The organism is Bacillus sp. AFS055030 (genome assembly GCF_002574545.1).
Taxonomy (GTDB): Bacteria; Bacillota; Bacilli; order Bacillales; family Bacillaceae_G; genus Gottfriedia.
The window spans coordinates 1-16,008 of the sequence record NZ_NUGT01000036.1; the positions used below are offsets into that span (position 1 = coordinate 1).

The window sequence follows — 16,008 nt, forward strand, 5'->3', positions numbered from 1 at the left end:
GCCAGTGAAAATTTTCACTGAGCCATCATCCATTCGTACCGGTATTTGAACTGTTAAAAATCGTAATGGTTCTTTTAATAACTCATAAAGTTCTTTTGAATAACCAAGTTTATGAAGTGCTTCAGAGATTACTTCTTGAGTAGACTCAATTAATTCTCTGCCTTCTTCTTTGATTTTGTTTTGTACTTCATTTTGTGGGATTGTAGTTGTCATTTTTATCGCTCCATTTATACAGTTGCTTTATATTGGCTAAATACTTCGTTAATTTGTTGAATTGACCAGTCTAAATCTTCTTTTGAGATAATTAATGGTGGTGCAAAACGAATTACTGTATCATGTGTTTCTTTACATAATAAACCTTGTTTCTTTAATGCTTCACAATAAACACGTGCTGGTACATGAAGTTCAACACCAATAAATAATCCACGTCCTCTTACTTCTTTAATATGAGGATGATCGATTTCTTTTAATTTTTCCATAAAGTAATTTCCAAGCTCATTTGAACGTTCAGCTAATTTCTCTTCTTCAAGAACTTCTAAAGCAGCTACAGAAACTGCACAAGCTAATGGATTTCCACCAAATGTAGATCCGTGAGAACCTGGCTCAAATACGCCTAAGATTGAACGATTTGCAGCAACACATGAAATTGGGAATACTCCGCCACCAAGTGCTTTACCTAAAATGTACATGTCAGGAGTTACGCCATCCCAATCACATGCAAAAGTTTTACCAGTTCTACATAAACCTGTTTGAATTTCATCTGCAATAAATAATACGTTTTCTTTTTTACAAACTTCAGCTACTTCAGTTAAGAATCCTTCTTTTGGAATATTAATTCCAGCTTCACCTTGAATTGGTTCGATTAGGAATGCAGCAGTATTAGGTGTAATTGCAGCTTTTAATGCTTCAATATCGCCATATGGAATTAATTTAATTCCTGGTAAGAATGGTCCAAATCCACGTTGATAGTCTTTTTCTGATGATAAAGAAACTGCAGCCATCGTACGTCCGTGGAAGTTTCCAACACAAGCAATAATTTCTGCTTGGTTTTCTTCTACACCCTTCACATCATAAGCCCATCTTCTAGCAGCTTTAATCGCTGTCTCAACAGCTTCAGCCCCAGTGTTCATAGGTAAAATCATATCTTTATTCGTAACTTTTGCTACTTTTTCATACCATTCACCCATGTTTTCACTATAGAAAGCACGAGAAGTTAATGTAACTTTGTCAGCTTGATCTTTTAAAGCTTGGATAATTTTCGGATGACGATGCCCTTGGTTTACAGAAGAATATGCACTTAACATATCTAAATATCTGTTACCTTCTGGGTCTGTAACCCAAATCCCTTCAGCATGAGAAATTACTACTGGAAGTGGATGATAGTTATTTGCGCCATATTGATTTGTTTGGTCAATGATTTTTTGAGAATTAGTTGTCATTTGAGTTCCCCCAATTAATTGATAAGTTTTTAGTTTCTTACTAAATTAATAAGCAATTTCCGTGCCAAACATGATAAATAAATAAAAATTCACAAAATGTACTTATTCTCAGCGTTATTCATCCAAATACATGATACCGTTTTCAATTTACTGCAAATTTTTTTTGCATTCAGATGCAAAATTAATTAAAATATGCATAGAATATTTGCAGCAAAAAAATGATTAACAAAGAAAATTAGCACATTCAGAAAAAAAACTGCCTTTTTATCTTACCAAAAATAGTCAGAAGTGCAAATTTTTTCTTTTGTTAGAATGAAAAGAGAGAATTAGATGAAAAATGATAAGCAAAACTTTTTAGCTGTTGATGAATTATTACAATTAATATTAGAAGAAATTGATATCGGTATACATGTAGTTGATCAAGATGCAAATACAATGGTGTATAATCGCAAAATGATGGAAATCGAAAAGATGAATGAAGAGGATGTCTTACATAAAAATCTTTTAGATGTCTTCACCTTTCAAAAAAACCAATCGAGCACCTTACTTGAAGCCCTCCAAAAAGGGAAAGTACGAAAAAATATTAAGCAATCTTATTTTAATAACAAAGGGAAAGAAGTTACGACAATCAATGATACTTACCCAATAATGAAAGAAAATAAAATTATTGGAGCTATTGAAATGGTTCGTGACGTGACGGAATTAAAGCAATCGGTGCAGGAAGGTATTCTTCAAAATCGAAATACACGTTATACATTCGAACAATTAATCGGAACATCCGAATCATTTAAAAGCATAATTGAAGATGCAAAAAGATCTGCCAAAACTTCATCTTCCGTATTAATTGTAGGAGAAACTGGAACAGGTAAAGAACTATTCGCTCAAAGTATTCATAACGCTAGTAAAAGAGCAACAAAACCATTCATTTCTCAAAATTGCGCCGCACTTCCAGAATCTTTAATTGAAAGTATTCTCTTTGGGACAAAAAAAGGAGCATTTACTGGAGCCATTGATAAACCTGGATTATTTGAAGAGGCAAATGGTGGAACATTATTATTAGATGAAATCAATTCACTTAGTCCTAACTTACAGGCTAAACTTTTAAGGGTTATTCAAGAACGTAAAGTTAGAAGAATCGGTGATATTAACGAAAAAGAATTAGATGTCCGAATTATCGCTACAATCAACGAAGACCCTATAGAAGCAATTGCGAATAATCATTTGCGTAAAGACTTATATTACCGTCTAAGTGTCGTTTCATTGTTTCTACCGCCACTACGTGAACGCTTCGAAGATATATTGTTGTTAGCAAACTTCTTTATTCAAAAATATAATCGTCTTTTCGGCCATCAAGTAACTAACTTAGATGAAAATGTTACAAACTTCTTCCTGAATCATAACTGGCCAGGTAATATACGCGAACTTGAACATATGATTGAAGGTGCAATGAACTTAGTAGAAAATGAAACAACTATCACAACAACACACATACCTTCTAGGTTTTTTAATGAAAAAAGAAATACAAATGCTTCTCCAATCATTCAACAAAAAAAGGACGTTGTTACAATAGATCAGCCAGAATCAATAGATGACAAATCAAATTTAAAAAACACTTTATTAAACAAAGAAAAACAACATATTATAAATGTTCTAAATGAACATAACGGCAATATTACAAAGGCTGCAAAACAATTAGGCATCAGCCGACAAAACTTACAATATCGTATTCGTAAATTCAATTTACTCCAATGATTAAGTTCTATTTTATTTATTAACGATTTCTAATTTTCTTGAACAGGTTTAAACTGTACTATGCCCAAACCTTCCACTTTTGTCCTGCATAGTTTGAGTATGTAGAGTCATAAGTAAAGGAGGTTTTTTTATATGTCGAATGAACTTGAGTATCGCCCGCATGGATTTGGTGGTGGGGGTCACGGCGGATTCGGCCACGGCGGATTCGGAGGCTTTCATGGTGGATTTGGTAGACCGGGATTTGGGTTTGGTAGACCCGGATTTGGATTTGGACGCCCGTTTTTCCGTCCATTTTTCCCATTTTTCCTAGGCGCATCACTATTTAGCCCATACTACTATCCATATTATCCATATTGCCCGCCTGGATACTACTGTCCTCCCCCTTATTATTATTAATGTAAAAGATAAAACAGATAAAAGAGAAGGTTAAAAACCCTCTCTTTTTTATAATGAGATCGTTGAGTAGCTTCCTAAAATTTCTACACTAAAGCCTAAAGCTTCTAATTCTTGCTTCACTCCAGGGAGTAATACATCATCATATCCCATCTCTACATCAATAATGAAAAAGNNAATTTCCTAATCCAGTTTTTGTCGGGCGGGACTCAATTTTTGAAAGGTCAATTTGTCTCCATGCAAATGCAGAAAGTACTTGATGAAGCGCACCAGCACGATTCTCTGGCATGTTAATAACTAAAGTTGCCTTCGTATGTTTAGGTTGAAAATAATTCGTTTCCAGTTTTGAATCTTTTCTTTGTAAAACAATAAATCTCGTGTGATTATACGAATTGGAATGAATATCTGAAGCAACAATTTCTAACCCATATTTCTTTGCAGCAAATTCGTTAGCAATCGCAGCTATACATTCATTTGTATGCTCACTAACAATTTTAGCTGCGGCACTTGTAGAAGTGACCGGTTCTAGCTTTGTATATTTATATTGATTATGCAAAAATGTATGACATTGAGCTAACGCATGAGAATGGGAATAAATTACCCCAATATCCTTTACTCGATGTGCTTGTCCTTTTGCCATCAATAAATGCTGTCTTATCGGTATAATAATTTCGCCAACCATTTTTAATGGCTGTTCATGTACAAGATAATCTATCGTTGTAGTTACAGATCCTTCTACCGAATTCTCGATTGGAACAACAACTAAATCAACTTCACCTTCTGCTACATTATCCATACATACAGGAATACTAGAATATGCAATATGTTCATCATTCTTAAAAACAGACCGTACAGCAACATGTGTAAAAGTCGCCTCAGGACCTAAATACCCAACCTTCACGTTCCCACTCCTTTTAATTTTTAATTATACTAAAAAGAGTTAAGATTAAAAGTAAAATGTTTAATTTTTAGCAATTATCTTACAAATTTCGCTATGATCAACACTAAAGGCTGCTTTGACGAATCTTTAACGTCGTAGGAACGATCACCTTTTTAGCTACTTTCCTACCTAAAATCCTCTCCATTAATAAATCCACTGCAGATTCACCCATCAATTCAGTGTATACCTTCAAAGTACTTAAGCTAGGAAAAAGATATTTCGAAAACACAAAATCATTCATTCCGATTAAATTCACACGCTCTGGCACTGGTATTTTTGCCTCATGAAGTGCTCTTAAACATCCGACAGCCATCGTATCACAACCAATTAAAAATGCTGTAGGTAATTCCCCACCATGTTCTCGAATTGCTTTGTTCATTAAATTAAACCCTGCTTCTGCTGTGAAGTCACTTAAATACAAATTCTCTTTTTTAAAGAGTCCCTTTTCTTCTAAATATTTTTTGAATGTTTTCGCTCTAGAATTAACTTTTCGGCCTTGCTTCTTATCATACTCGCGTCCACCTATATAGCCGATTTTTTGATGTCCATGCGATATAAAGTGATCTAAAACTTTTATAATCGCATTCTCATAATCTGTAACGACAGAATCATACTTCTCTTCATCCGGTGAAAAATCAACAAAAACAATATTTTTTGATACTTTTTTCAATGAGCTAATTTGATGAATGTCAAATTTACCTAATGCGATCACACCATGAATTTGCTCATCTAACATCCACTTTTCATTTCCACGAAAAAAAGTGGAAATTTGCAAAGCATGTTGTTCACACTTAGTTTCAATTCCAAAACGAACTAGCATATAAAAAAGATCATTTAATTTTTCATTTCCGTTATCACCTTTAACAAGTGCGATTTTAGCGATATTCTTTTTTGCTTTTGTTTTTTTCCTATATGAAAGCTTTTCTGCTGTTTCAAAAATTCTTTGTTTTGTATCGTCAGTTACTGATAGTGCTGGGTCATAATTAAGCACTCTTGATACAGTAGCAATCGATACTCCTGCTTTTTCGGCAATTTCTTTAATAGTAGTCATTACAACTCTCCTCGTAACCTTCCAATCTAAATTATGATTGAAACTATTACTTTAATTTTAACAGTTGAAGGTTGTATGATTATTCATTAAATATGGAGAATTTTTTACATATTTTATTTTCTATAAATCAAGATCATTAAAATAAGTTTTATTTACGCAAATTTTAAATAGTATAATTTACAGGAGGAGAATTTAATTTATTGGGAGTAGTCTTAGATGTATTTTAAATGCTGATCAAAATGATGTGGTTTCTCATTTCTATTCATATAATGTTTTTAACATTGTATCTGTTAAAGCTTCAACTGATTTCGTTGATGATAGCCCTACTTCATTTGGAAGATTACTGTAAATCAATATGTCCATCCCCCTATTGATACGATACCCGGCTTGTTTTAAATAACTGATTACACTCTTTAAGTAGCTAGTCCAGTCATGCTTCAATTCGTCATCTAAATCATTTAAAGTAATTTCAATAATTCCTAACTCTTCAAAGTTTAAGGATACTAATTTAATTAATTGTGTATCTGTTCTAGATAAAATCACATAAATACCAAATGATTGTGATGGAAGGGGACTGTTTCCATTAAAATCCTTGATTTCTACGATTTCGTTAGAATGGCCTGATACAAAAAAAACGCGCAGTTTAGTATGATTGTAATACTGTTTGTAAACTGATATTAACTCTTTAATATTCATTTCCTAATCACTCCTATAACTAATTTCCCTAGAGGATCTCTACCTGCTATTTGGTCAGATAGAACTGTATTAACCTAACCATTTAATCATTTAACTCTATGTTTCCTCGCTAGCCTTCATTTCATTTTTTCAGTTAGTAAGTAAAACGATTACCTTGCCAAAGATGCATAAGAGAGAGAAAAAAGAGTTCTATTAAGAGTATCCTACTCTCATGGATATTATTGGTCAATAATTAACCCCATTAAAATTTACTAAAATCAGAGGATTTTTTACTTAGTTTTTTATTCTGTCACAATTAAGCTTTATATTTGTTAAACACTAATGATTACAGTTAGTATAAAGCGTTTTATCTAGTAGTTCTATTAGATTATTAATAGTAATTATTTTACATTTTTTACTAACTTTCTCACTTTCAGCATTATATTTAAATAACAAAAGAAGTAAAATTCACTAAAATTTTATACCGTTTAAACTACACCCTCCAATAATGTAAAAAGAAATAAGTTTAATAATTTCAGAAAATTTAATAAACTATATTAAGAGAGTCCAATTTGATTAACAAAAGATTAAGTAGTGGGAGCCTTACAATCTATTAAAAGGGGGTCTTAATAATGTCAGCGTTTGATGCAGGTTATGATATTTTTAAAATTATTGCTTTCATATTTCCAGTTGTTTTTGTCTTAGTTTTTGCTGGTATATTTTTTGCACTAATAAAAGGATTAAAGCAATGGAATTATAATAATAAACAACCCAAATTAATTGTCCCGGCAAAAATAGTGACTAAAAGAATAAATTACGTTCAGCGCGCAAACACAAACCAGTTCCCTCATTCAGCCACACATTATTATGTTACACTTGAGGTCGAATCTGGAGATCGAATTGAATTTCAAATTGATGGATTTATCTATGGCCAATTAGTAGAAAATGATATGGGAAAACTAACTTTCCAAGGAACAAGATTCATAAACTTTGAGCGACAATAATTTTTTTTCGGGGTGGAATAATGAATGTTTTCATAAGTGGTGCCACTGGTTTTTTAGGAAAACATACGACTAAAAAACTAAGTGAAATGGGCTATTCCGTTAAAGCCTTTGGACGAAATGAAGAAGCAGCTAAATTTTTCAACGAGATGGAAAATGTCACCTTTGTCAAAGGAGATTTGAATGATGCTGCTCTGTTAGAAGAAAATATAAAGAATGTAGACTATGTAATCCATTGTGCTGCACTTGCAGCACCTTTTGGACGTTTTTCTGATTTTGAGAAAACAAATGTTGAAGGGACAAGGAATATTGTTAAAGCTTCACTATCGACAGTTTTAAAAAAGTTTATAAATATTTCTACCCCGAGTGTGTACTTTACTAGTGAGAGTAGAAAAAATGTTAGAGAAAGTGATCCACTGCCATCAAAACACTCTAATTACTACGCTAAAACAAAGCATATGGCAGATTTGATGATTGAAGATGCAATTGAAAAAGGACTACCTGCCATCTCACTAAGACCTAGACAAATTTTTGGTCCTTTCGATCATACAATCTTCGGAAGATTTATTCAGATAAATGAAAATGGAGGTATTCCTTTAGTTCGTAAAGGACAAGTTCTGATGGATTTTACTTATATCGATAATGTTGTCGATACGATCATCGCTTGTATGAATGCAGATGATGCCTTTACTGGTGAATACTACAATATTACAAATGATCAACCTATTTATTTAATTGATGTGCTTAAAGAACTTTTCTTTGCTTTAAATAAAGAGTTGAATACAAAAAACATCTCACCAAAACTACTTTCATTTATCGCATTAAATTCAGAACTAATTGCGAGGATTACTAACAAACCACCAAAGGTTTCCAAGCATATTGCCAATTTCTTGACCTATGACTATACATTAAATATTGAAAAAATCAAAAATGATTTAAACTACGAACCTAAAGTATCAATTAGTGAAGGGATTAAGCGTTATGCTGACTGGTACTTAGCTACAAATAATCGAAAGTAAGAAAACGAAAAACAAGCTAAATCACCTAAATTAATTGTATTTAAGTGATTTTAGCTTGTTTTTCGTTAGCCTTATTTGAATCTAGTAAATTGATCGTAAATGGCAACCTCAAACTATATCATCTTTATCATTTACTAGTTTTTTGTATTTCCTTAATATTTAAAGACCATAATCCGCTATTTAGAATCGTATCTGCTTCGATTATATTTAAGCGTTCTTTGAATAATGGTCCATCAATTACAAATGTATGATATTCTCCGCTCTCGCCCATTAAACAAATTTCTTTGTTAATAAATAGTTCTTTTAAGTCTTTATTTAAACTCTTCCCTACAATCGTAGAATCAAAAATATTCTCTCTTGCCCTACAAATAATAGCATCGTATCCAGTCGCTAGCCATTGGTCTAGTAAATTAGCGGTTTCACTTTTCTTAATCCACACTGGGAAAATCGGTTCAAGTCCTACCTTTGTTGCAACTTGTTCATTCCATTGTCGATCTTCCTCGACATATAATGTCCCAAATGCGATCCCCGAAAGGTCAAATTGCTCTTTTATTTTTTTTAATCCATTTATCATTGATTCTTCGTATTTACCTGCTGAGTCAATCATGACAAGAGGAATTCCAATCGCATCTGCTTGCATTTGTAAGAAATTTAGCGGAGTCCCGTGCGCATGATTCCTTTCATCCTTTTTCGATACCATTGATACTAGACAAGCTACTTCATATTTATTCTTAATTAATAAATCTAATGCTAAACAACAATCCTTTCCACCACTCCAAGAAACTGCTACTTTACGATTTTCCATCGATCATTCTCCCTTACTATTAAAGCAATATAATTGATTATCCATCGTTCAATTTTTTAGTAAACTTTTAACATAAATCATACCTTTTATTGCATAATCAAACCACTGTTGTTCCCCGTATGGAATTTCAACCCATTCTCTCATTGGTTTCCCACCCATTGGGTCAAAGTTTTTTGATCCGCTTAATTTTAAAGCTGATGCAGCATCTTCGGGCTTTAGCTTTACAACAATATTTGGTTCATTATAGAAAACAAAAATTTTACCTTGTATTTTTAATCCTTTATGTCCAAAGATACTTCCTTTGGATGCTTCATAGTGATTAATTAGTTCAGTTCTTAGGCTTTCAAATCTTTCAATTGTACCTTGCATTTCCACCATTCCTTTTTATCTGACGCTTATCTTAATAAAAATATCTTATTAATGCCAATAACTTATTGGTATTATTCAGTGTACGATCAATGTCTATACTAATAATATAGCCATACTTTATCAAATTAGGGGAGGTAATCAAATGACCATCAACTTCCATGATGCACAAAATAATATGACATATACAACTAGAGAGGCTGATCAGTCTTGGATTCAGTTAATGAGGGATACGATTGATTTAGTTGGAAAAGATGTTGTTGATATAGGTTGTGGTGGAGGAATCTATTCGAAAGCTCTCACTAAGTTAAAAGTAAACCACGTCACAGCTGTAGATTTTTCAGAGGAAATGCTTAAAGGTGCAGCAAAAAATTGTAAAGACTACAGTACTATTTCTTTTCATAAAGGAGATGCATATCATACTAAACTACCATCTTCACGTTATGATGTAGTTTTAGAAAGAGCTTTAGTCCATCATTTAGATCATTTAAATGCCTGTTTCAATGAGGCAAATCGTATATTAAAAAAGAATGGTCGATTAATCATACAAGACCGGACGCCAGAAGATTGTTTACTTCCTGGTGATATTAACCATATACGAGGTTATTTTTTTGATCTTTACCCAAAATTAAAAACAAAAGAAATAGCTAGAAGATATACTACACAAGAAATGCGTTTAGCACTAGAGTCATTTGGATTTCATATTGAAAAAACCGTAAAACTTTGGGAAACTAGACGGATCTATACTGACTTAGAATCACTTCAGAGTGATTTATTACAAAGAACAGGCCGATCAATTCTTCATGAACTCACCGATGAAGAACTAGAACAATTAGTAGAATTCATCAGTAATAAGCTAAAGAATCATTTCCCTATTATTGAAAAAGACTGTTGGACCGTCTGGTTTGCTAGAAAGAAATGATCTAATAGAAACGCTTAGTCTAATTCTAAGCGTTTTCATTTTCAAATTTTGTTACGATCTATTATCCATTCACTTTATGATTATTAGGCTCAACTTTTGGCAGTTTAATTGTTACTTTTGTTCCTTCATCAACGTCACTTTCAAAAGTGATTGTTCCGTTCATCGCTTCAATGATTCGCACAGATACTGTTGTTCCTACACCTGTTCCCTTTTCTTTCGTTGAATAGAAAAGTGTACCAATACGAGAAAGCTGTTCTTTCGTCATTCCTTTTCCATTATCTCTAATCGTAATGACCGTTTTATCTTTTTCTTCGTGTAGCTTCGTATGTACAAATCCCCCTGAACTAGTTGCCTCAATTGCATTTTTAATTAAGTTTATTAGCGCTTGTTTAAATTGATTTTTATCTGTATTAATAAATGTTTCAACCTCTGTATCGCCTTTTAATTTAACATTTTGCTTTAATGCTAAAGGAACTAATAAAGTGACTACATCTGAAACGCATTGCTTTAAACTGAAAATCTCTACCTTTTCAAATTGCGGTTTGGCAAAATTTAAATAATCATTAATGATTCCTTCTGCTCTACCTAATTCGCTTAATACTAGTGGCAAAAATTCCATAGACTGTTTGTTGTCTTTACTTTCTTGCATTAATTGTAGGAAGCCTTTAACAACTGTAAGTGGATTCCTAACTTCGTGGGCAATAGAAGCTGCCATTTCACTTAACGTATTAAGTTTCTCAGCTCTTTGGATTTCCTTATGTAGTATTTTGTTTTCAATTAGCGATTCAATCAGTTTTGCGCCTAAGGTAATTGCGATTAACTCGATACTAATAAAAATTAAAACTAACCCAAATAGTCTATAATCACTTTTAAAACTAATCTTATTTACAATTAAAAAAGAAAATAAGATGCTTAATTGAACTAAAGCAGGCCATAAACTAATAAGAGCTGTTGCAAATATTCTCTGTTTAGGTTTAAATGTCCAAAACCATTTAAATAATATTAAAGATCCTAGTGAGGATAAAGTAATACTAATCATACCAAATATAATAGCGTCTCCACCTAAAATTATTCTACCTAATAAGATCGCTAAGAAAGTCACAATTCCCCATCGATAACCGCAATAAAGAAACGCAATCGTTAGCGGGATATATCTTAAATCCCAAAATAACCCGTATGCCGGATAAGGAAAAGCCATGCAAAAAAAGCCTGCTACAGCCTGAAACATGCCAAAAAGATAAATTTTATCTTTATAGCCATGTCTTTCATAAATAATACTGTATATTAATATTGGACTTAATATGATTAAAACATGTAGTAAAAGTTTTTCAATTAACACGTTTTTATCCTCACTAGATTCGAAATTTACGAAATTAACATTCTAATATTATACGACAAAACTTCCAAAAATCCTTTATTTTCTCCTATTCAAACACACTATTTTTCCTATTCTGTCGATTAATATTTTTATGCTATTTCTCAATTATTAATTTTGTCATAATATATGTATAAATAATTTTCTGAAAAGTGTAAAATATTATTGAAAGTTTCTTTTCAGAACGGAGATTGAAACATGAAAAATACAGAGTACTATAACAAAAGAAGCCGTCGAATTTATATATTTTTTATGGCTTTACTCACTTCCTTATTACTAGTAGGAATTATACTATCTCCTTTAACGTTTAAGGATCATCCAATTGAGCTAATTATTCAAGTTATCTTAATGTTCATTGTTATTTTTGCTTTATTCAATTTTGTGAAAAGAAATAGCACATTTTCCAAGGTTTTATTTACGACCATTGCTTCACTATATGTGTATATTAAATTTTGGACATACCCAGACACTGCAACAATGTATAGTTTTGTAGCAATCATCCCAATCTTTACGATCTTTTTATATAATCGCATAGCATTTTATATCGGTTGGGCATTAAATATACTTATTGGACCTACTTTTGTATTACTCATCTCATTTACCAATCTAAAAGAAAAATATTCTTATATAGCATTAGACCCTGTCGGCAATATAGTAGAATTCCTATCGATTCAATTAATTCTATTATTTGTATTCTTACAAACAGAAACAAAGGTCATCGCTTTGGAAGCCAATTACAAGGAAATACAACAAGCGAAACAATTAAACTCGATTGGACAACTAGCTGCAACAATCGCACATGAAATTCGCAATCCAATTACTGTCGTAAAAGGTTTTGCTCAACTTTTTCAAAAATCAAAAACAATGAACCGAGACGAAAAACATTATGTCGATACAATGATAAAAGAATTAGAATACGCTCAAATTATTATTAATGATTATTTATCACTAGCTAAACCTCAAACTGAAACATTACAAGTCGTTGAAGTTAATAAAGAAATAATGAATGTATCTGATTTGCTTGCATCCATGGCAAATAGCCAAAGCATTGGTTTCCAATTAAACTTAAATCAAATACTCTACACGAAAATAAATCCAATTGAATTTAAACAAGTTCTAGTTAACTTGATGAAAAATGCAATCGAATCAATGGATGATGCTGGCTTTATAACAATAAATCTCTTAAAAGAAAATGAATATGCACTTATTGAAATCATCGACACAGGCATTGGAATGTCCCAAGAAACAATTGAAAAGCTCGGCACTCCCTTCTACTCACTAAAAGAAAGAGGCACAGGGATTGGGCTAACCGTCTGCTTTAATATAATCGAAAAATTCAAAGGCAAAATTAAAGTAAGTAGCAAGGAAAACGAAGGAACAATATTTCGGATTTATTTACCGATTTGGCAATGTGAAAATGAATGATGAAAAACCACAAAAAAGAAAAAAACTCACAAAAAAGTGAGTTTTTTTGTTGTAATCATATTAAAAATCCTTTGCAGTTTCCTTAGCTTTTTGAATTGCTTGTTCTTTGATTCCTTGTGCTCGGTCTGGAAATTGATTTTGACCTTCTACAAAAATCCCATTAAAATCTTGAACACCTAAGAAACTCATGATCACTCCAATATAGCGATGTCCCATTTCAAGACCAGCAGCTGGACCTTCTGAATAAACTCCACCACGTGCCTGGATATGCAATGCTTTTTTACCACCTAATAATCCTTGAGGGCCATTAGAAGTATATTTGAACGTTTTACCAGCAACACAAATTGCATCAATATAGTTTTTCATAATTGGTGGGAATAAAAAGTTCCATAAAGGAGTTACAAAGACATATTTATCTGCTTCAGCAAATTGAGTTACTATTTCATTTAATCTTCCTACTTTTGATTGCTCTCCTGAAGAAAGTGTCTCAAATGATCCTCCAGATTGAAGTTTCCCCCAACCCGCAAACACTTCAGCATCAATATGAGGAATCGTTTCATTATAAAGGTCAATATGTACTACTTGATCATTAGGATGTGCAGCTTTATAACTCTCGATAAATGCATCCCCAACCGCCATACTATAAGAAGTTGACTTATCGTGAGGATGTGCTGTGATATACAATAGTGTCGTCAAACAAATTTCCACCTTTCATTTTAAATCAAACTGTCTTTTACCTTATTAAAAGCACGATATTATCATCTGTTATTTCGAACTAAACAATACAAATATTTATAAAAAAAACCTTTACTCCGATGGTAAAGGTTTTTATATATAGACAAAGTCCAAAAAAATTAGTTTAAGACTGAATTTTTATTTCGCTTTAAATATCCCAAAAGGTTTCCCTACAGGTAAGAACTCTCTTCCAAAGTGACTATTTAATACAGCTGCAGCCGATCCATAAAATGACATAATTGCTATACCTAATTCACTATATGCTGCAAAAGTATGTGTAGCCTCTTCCATAAAGCCTAATGTGCTTAATGATAATCCAATAAATAAACAATCGATTAATACAAAAATAATAAATAATACCTTATGAGTTTCCATTGCACCAATTGTCATAAAAATTGTAAAGATTAAATATCCTACAAAAGCAAATCCAAGTTGTTTAACATCAGCAGCTTTCATTAATGCTTCTCCAAAAGCACCTAATTGGATTAACCAAGTCGTACCGACAGCTAACCAAAAGAAAGCATATACTCCAAATGCAGTTGCTCCAAATACATTATTATGTTTAAAATCCTGGATACTCGCAAATAATTGTGCAATAGCACCTAAAAAAATCGCCCAAGGTAATACTAATGAAACACCATCAGTAATTCCTAACTTTTGTGTAGAGGCAACAAGTGTTACCATCGCTAAACCGAATAAACCAATTGCAGATGGATCTGCAGTAGTTATTTTAATTTGTTGTACGTCTTTCATTGATGTAAATCCTCCTAAAATTTTAAACAGACTAAACTATACTACTATAAAATTTTAGGGATTAATATAACTTTTTTTCATTTTTAAATAAGAAAGCACTTTCTTTAAAAAAGAAAGCGTTTTTTACCAAAAATTACTTTTTATGTCGTTTTGCATAACCACATCTTTTGCACAATTCTTCCACTGCACACCGTCTTGAAAAACCATCATAAATTGCTCTTGCACGCTCAGAATTTAAAATATCTTCTAGCGATGTCTCATAAATATTCCCTAATGGAATCTTACCTTCGCTATCTAAACAACATGGTACAACCGTTCCATCTACTAATACTCCGATTTGATCTCTTAAACCATAGCAGAATACATTTTCATCGATGATATCATTACCCATGTCTGGCCATTGGAACTTTTCTGCCATATTTAAATAAATTTTATCGCGCAGTTTAATATTATGTGTTACCTGAAGTCTTTCACTTAAAGAAAAGTCTAAGTTTAGTTTTTCCTCCAGTAAATTTAATATATCAATATTTAATGAATTACTTGCTCTTAACTCTTCACTATCCATATTCCAAAGCCTAATTGCACAGATCATATCGCTTTTTTCATTCGCTTCATTAATGAAATTAGTAATATTTTCAACGTAATCGTGCAAATCCTTCGTTAAATCATTCGCCTCAAAACTATGAAGTGAAAAATTGATTTGTCTTAAACCTTTCGATTCAATTAATAAATCCTTTACTTTGTTAATTAACGTACCGTTCGTCGTTATATTAACCTTCAAACCATTTTCGTGACTGATGTCCAAAAATCTACCAAGCTTTGTATTTAAAAACGGTTCCCCCATCAAATGAAAATAAATATGATCTGTATAAGGCTTAACTGATTTTATTACATGTGTAAATGCCTTCTCGTCCAAAAACTTTAACGGTCTCTCCAACGTAGGGCTTGGACAAAAATTACACTTCAAATTACATATATTTGTAATTTCTATATAAACTTTCTTAAATTTTCTCATTCTACTCTCCTACTTTAACATTATCTATTTCCATATTTTTCGCTCTAAAAAAACGATAACCTTATCATACAATAGTTTTTAAGATATTAATATTTCCACACTCTGTTCAATTTTTACCAACCAAACAGAATTGTAATCATTCTAAAACTTCATGAAATTGTTTAAATTTTTCAACTATAATTACAGTTTAAGTATAATTATTTTATTATAATAAAACTAGGCAATTGAATAGCATAGGGGAATTGGTTTTATCTTCTTTTCTACGGATTTTTGTAGAAAGGTGGTGATGCCAATGCAAACACTTGAAATACTTACACTAATCTTCATCGCAATGACTTTTGT

At 32.1% G+C, this 16,008-nt stretch carries 15 protein-coding genes and 2 pseudogenes; 6 read left to right on the forward strand and 11 right to left on the reverse strand.

The features are described from left to right. A pseudogene (locus CN925_RS15015) lies at positions 1–213 on the reverse strand (glutamate dehydrogenase); the annotation flags it as partial. A gap of 14 nt (positions 214–227) precedes the next feature. Then, positions 228–1,439 carry an ornithine--oxo-acid transaminase gene (locus CN925_RS15020; RefSeq protein ID WP_098847034.1) on the reverse strand — a complete coding sequence of 404 codons (1,212 nt, stop codon included), beginning with the start codon at positions 1,437–1,439 and terminating at the stop codon, positions 228–230. A 330-nt stretch (positions 1,440–1,769) separates the two neighbouring features. On the opposite strand from CN925_RS15020, the gene CN925_RS15025 reads away from it, so the two are divergent. Together CN925_RS15025 and CN925_RS15030 are read left to right on the forward strand one after the other, a co-directional pair. Beyond that, complete coding sequence (locus tag CN925_RS15025) at positions 1,770–3,191, forward strand: sigma-54 interaction domain-containing protein (protein WP_098847035.1); 1,422 nt, start codon at positions 1,770–1,772, stop codon at positions 3,189–3,191. A 132-nt stretch (positions 3,192–3,323) separates the two neighbouring features. Further along, positions 3,324–3,587 (forward strand): hypothetical protein, encoded by a 264-nt coding sequence (locus tag CN925_RS15030; RefSeq protein WP_098847036.1) that lies wholly within the window; start codon positions 3,324–3,326, stop codon positions 3,585–3,587. Positions 3,588–3,635: 48 nt separating this feature from the next. Here the strand turns inward: CN925_RS15030 and pheA are convergent. From pheA to CN925_RS15045, 3 genes and pseudogenes are all read right to left on the reverse strand, one after another. Further along, positions 3,636–4,485: pseudogene (gene pheA, locus CN925_RS15035) on the reverse strand (prephenate dehydratase). 103 nt (positions 4,486–4,588) lie between these two features. Further along, the gene (locus tag CN925_RS15040; RefSeq protein ID WP_098847037.1) at positions 4,589–5,575 is read right to left on the reverse strand and encodes a LacI family DNA-binding transcriptional regulator; all 987 of its coding nucleotides are present in this window, start codon (positions 5,573–5,575) and stop codon (positions 4,589–4,591) included. A gap of 258 nt (positions 5,576–5,833) precedes the next feature. Beyond that, positions 5,834–6,271, reverse strand: a complete 438-nt coding sequence (locus tag CN925_RS15045) for a galactokinase (RefSeq protein ID WP_098847038.1) — start codon at positions 6,269–6,271, stop codon at positions 5,834–5,836. Between the two features lie 611 nt (positions 6,272–6,882). Here CN925_RS15045 and CN925_RS15050 point away from each other — a divergent pair. Next, the gene (locus tag CN925_RS15050; RefSeq protein WP_098847039.1) at positions 6,883–7,254 is read left to right on the forward strand and encodes a DUF2500 domain-containing protein; all 372 of its coding nucleotides are present in this window, start codon (positions 6,883–6,885) and stop codon (positions 7,252–7,254) included. A gap of 20 nt (positions 7,255–7,274) precedes the next feature. Beyond that, positions 7,275–8,270: an NAD-dependent epimerase/dehydratase family protein gene (locus tag CN925_RS15055; RefSeq protein WP_098847040.1), complete on the forward strand. Its 996-nt coding sequence runs from the start codon at positions 7,275–7,277 to the stop codon at positions 8,268–8,270. Between the two features lie 127 nt (positions 8,271–8,397). Here CN925_RS15055 and CN925_RS15060 read toward each other — a convergent pair whose 3' ends face one another. Both CN925_RS15060 and CN925_RS15065 read right to left on the reverse strand, forming a co-directional pair. Further along, positions 8,398–9,075, reverse strand: coding sequence for a Dph6-related ATP pyrophosphatase (locus CN925_RS15060; RefSeq protein WP_098847041.1), 678 nt, complete (start codon positions 9,073–9,075; stop codon positions 8,398–8,400). A gap of 48 nt (positions 9,076–9,123) precedes the next feature. Continuing rightward, a complete protein-coding gene (locus CN925_RS15065) occupies positions 9,124–9,444 on the reverse strand; it encodes a hypothetical protein (protein WP_098847042.1) in 321 nt (106 codons plus the stop codon). 142 nt (positions 9,445–9,586) lie between these two features. Here CN925_RS15065 and CN925_RS15070 point away from each other — a divergent pair, with 142 nt between their 5' ends. Then, positions 9,587–10,363 (forward strand): class I SAM-dependent methyltransferase, encoded by a 777-nt coding sequence (locus CN925_RS15070; RefSeq protein ID WP_098847043.1) that lies wholly within the window; start codon positions 9,587–9,589, stop codon positions 10,361–10,363. A gap of 61 nt (positions 10,364–10,424) precedes the next feature. On the opposite strand, the gene CN925_RS15075 is transcribed toward CN925_RS15070, so the two are convergent. Continuing rightward, entirely contained in the window at positions 10,425–11,702 is a 1,278-nt protein-coding gene (locus tag CN925_RS15075; protein WP_098847044.1) for an ATP-binding protein, read from the reverse strand. Between the two features lie 234 nt (positions 11,703–11,936). On the opposite strand from CN925_RS15075, the gene CN925_RS15080 reads away from it, so the two are divergent. Beyond that, on the forward strand, positions 11,937–13,163 hold the full coding sequence (locus CN925_RS15080; RefSeq protein WP_098847045.1) for a sensor histidine kinase: 1,227 nt from the start codon (positions 11,937–11,939) through the stop codon (positions 13,161–13,163). A gap of 60 nt (positions 13,164–13,223) precedes the next feature. Here the strand turns inward: CN925_RS15080 and CN925_RS15085 are convergent, their stop codons facing one another. The 3 genes from CN925_RS15085 to CN925_RS15095 all read right to left on the reverse strand — a co-directional run bounded on the left by CN925_RS15085 (position 13,224) and on the right by CN925_RS15095 (position 15,666). Continuing rightward, positions 13,224–13,859, reverse strand: coding sequence for an FMN-dependent NADH-azoreductase (locus CN925_RS15085; protein WP_098847046.1), 636 nt, complete (start codon positions 13,857–13,859; stop codon positions 13,224–13,226). A 177-nt stretch (positions 13,860–14,036) separates the two neighbouring features. Then, positions 14,037–14,651 carry an acetate uptake transporter gene (locus tag CN925_RS15090; protein WP_098847047.1) on the reverse strand — a complete coding sequence of 205 codons (615 nt, stop codon included), beginning with the start codon at positions 14,649–14,651 and terminating at the stop codon, positions 14,037–14,039. Between the two features lie 133 nt (positions 14,652–14,784). Then, positions 14,785–15,666 carry a radical SAM/SPASM domain-containing protein gene (locus CN925_RS15095; protein WP_098847048.1) on the reverse strand — a complete coding sequence of 294 codons (882 nt, stop codon included), beginning with the start codon at positions 15,664–15,666 and terminating at the stop codon, positions 14,785–14,787. Positions 15,667–16,008 lie beyond the last annotated feature (342 nt).

Bases quoted from the DNA above. Each gene is read 5' to 3' on its own strand.
- CN925_RS15020 (WP_098847034.1), bottom strand. From the start codon at position 1,439: ATGACAACTAATTCTCAAAAAATCATTGACCAAACAAATCAATATGGC.
- CN925_RS15025 (WP_098847035.1), top strand. From the start codon at position 1,770: ATGAAAAATGATAAGCAAAACTTTTTAGCTGTTGATGAATTATTACAA.
- CN925_RS15030 (WP_098847036.1), top strand. From the start codon at position 3,324: ATGTCGAATGAACTTGAGTATCGCCCGCATGGATTTGGTGGTGGGGGT.
- CN925_RS15040 (WP_098847037.1), bottom strand. From the start codon at position 5,575: ATGACTACTATTAAAGAAATTGCCGAAAAAGCAGGAGTATCGATTGCT.
- CN925_RS15045 (WP_098847038.1), bottom strand. From the start codon at position 6,271: ATGAATATTAAAGAGTTAATATCAGTTTACAAACAGTATTACAATCAT.
- CN925_RS15050 (WP_098847039.1), top strand. From the start codon at position 6,883: ATGTCAGCGTTTGATGCAGGTTATGATATTTTTAAAATTATTGCTTTC.
- CN925_RS15055 (WP_098847040.1), top strand. From the start codon at position 7,275: ATGAATGTTTTCATAAGTGGTGCCACTGGTTTTTTAGGAAAACATACG.
- CN925_RS15060 (WP_098847041.1), bottom strand. From the start codon at position 9,075: ATGGAAAATCGTAAAGTAGCAGTTTCTTGGAGTGGTGGAAAGGATTGT.
- CN925_RS15065 (WP_098847042.1), bottom strand. From the start codon at position 9,444: ATGCAAGGTACAATTGAAAGATTTGAAAGCCTAAGAACTGAACTAATT.
- CN925_RS15070 (WP_098847043.1), top strand. From the start codon at position 9,587: ATGACCATCAACTTCCATGATGCACAAAATAATATGACATATACAACT.
- CN925_RS15080 (WP_098847045.1), top strand. From the start codon at position 11,937: ATGAAAAATACAGAGTACTATAACAAAAGAAGCCGTCGAATTTATATA.
- CN925_RS15090 (WP_098847047.1), bottom strand. From the start codon at position 14,651: ATGAAAGACGTACAACAAATTAAAATAACTACTGCAGATCCATCTGCA.
- CN925_RS15095 (WP_098847048.1), bottom strand. From the start codon at position 15,666: ATGAGAAAATTTAAGAAAGTTTATATAGAAATTACAAATATATGTAAT.